This window comes from Streptomyces sp. NPDC089915 (assembly GCF_040684675.1).
Lineage (GTDB): Bacteria > Actinomycetota > Actinomycetes > Streptomycetales > Streptomycetaceae > Streptomyces.
In genome coordinates, this window is the sequence record NZ_JBFBGN010000375.1 from 1 (window position 1) to 1,358 (window position 1,358).

The window sequence follows — 1,358 nt, forward strand, 5'->3', positions numbered from 1 at the left end:
CGCGAGGTCATACGGCGTCCAGCGCATCAGGCCACGGCCAGCCGTCGGGGGAAGCCGCCGACGGCCGGCCGGCACGCACGAAGTCGCCGTACTCGTCCTGGACGACGCCCTCGTTGACCCACCGGCCCCGCTCGGCTCCGGCCCGCTGCTCGGCAACAATCAGCGCAGTCAGCGGATCCTCAGCCATGCCCAGGAGGCGGCCGAACTCGCAGGCCTCGTCATCAGGGTCGAACGGCGGGAACTCGCCCAGGTCGAAAAGGCCCTCACCGCCGACGTCCTCGACCGTGTGAAGGAAGACCTCGTAGGACGTTTTCGTCGCACGAACCTCGACATAACGCACCCCCGGACGTTCCGCCGAGCCGCACGGCCCCAGGAACTGCTCGACCGAACGACCCCGCCGCAAGGCCCCGAGAATGAACGACTCCACCAAGTACCGCACCCGGCCACCATACGGCGCTCATCCCGCCCACAGGGCTTGACGACCAATAGGAGCATCAGCGGCCCGCTAACGGTTGGACAACCGGCCGACCGGCCGCCGACGATGAGGCCTCGACATCACGGCGGTCCGCACCGTCACGCTTCCGGTATCGGAGAAACCTTTTCCCCATGAGCTTCGGCGACCCGAACAACCCCTACGACAACGCGTACGGCCAGCAGCCCCCGTACGGCCAGCAGCCCGGCTATCCGCAGCAGGCCCCGCAGGGCGTTCCCCCTCAGGGCGTTCCCCCGCAGTACGGCCACCCGCAGCAGGTCCCGCCGCCCCCGTACGGGTATCCCCAGCAGGAGCCCGGGCCGGGCGGCCCGTACGGTGCCTACCCCCCGCCCGGCTTGCCCGAGCTCGCGCACTGGGGGCTGCGCCTCGGGGCGTACCTGCTGGACATGCTGATCATCGCCGGTCCGATGTACGCCCTGGGCTTCGTCGACCTCATCACCGCCCCCGACCCCGCGACGGCGAAGCCGGGCGTGTTCTTCCTCGTCGGGGTCCTCTACGCGGTCGCCATGAGCGTCTTCCAGATCTTCCAGGAGGGCAGGCGGGGCCAGACACTCGGCAAGCGGGCGGTCGGCATCAGCCTGCTGCGCGAGGCCGACGGCCGCACCCTCGGCTTCGGCATGGCCTTCGTCCGCAAGCTGGCCCACTTCCTCGACAGCCTCGCCTGCTACCTCGGCTGGCTGTGGCCGCTGTGGGACGAGAAGAGGCAGACCTTCGCCGACAAGGTGTGCGGCACGGTCGTCATCCGTACCCCGAGGCACTGAGAGCGGAGACGCCTCCGCCGCGTCGAGGAGGCGGGTGCGGGCTTCTTCGTCGTCCATGGCGTGAAGGGTAATCGAGATCCGCTTGCTTTGAGAACGCTCGTTCT

At 69.3% G+C, this 1,358-nt stretch carries 2 protein-coding genes; one reads left to right on the forward strand and one right to left on the reverse strand.

Annotation, left to right across the window (positions count from 1 at the left end; all coding sequences use genetic code 11):
- Positions 1-7: 7 nt before the first annotated feature.
- Positions 8-439 (reverse strand): hypothetical protein, encoded by a 432-nt coding sequence (locus tag AB0O29_RS35945; RefSeq protein WP_365160657.1) that lies wholly within the window; start codon positions 437-439, stop codon positions 8-10.
- A gap of 167 nt (positions 440-606) precedes the next feature.
- On the opposite strand from AB0O29_RS35945, the gene AB0O29_RS35950 reads away from it, so the two are divergent.
- Positions 607-1,254, forward strand: a complete 648-nt coding sequence (locus AB0O29_RS35950) for an RDD family protein (RefSeq protein ID WP_365160660.1) — start codon at positions 607-609, stop codon at positions 1,252-1,254.
- The last annotated feature ends 104 nt before the right edge of the window (positions 1,255-1,358 follow it).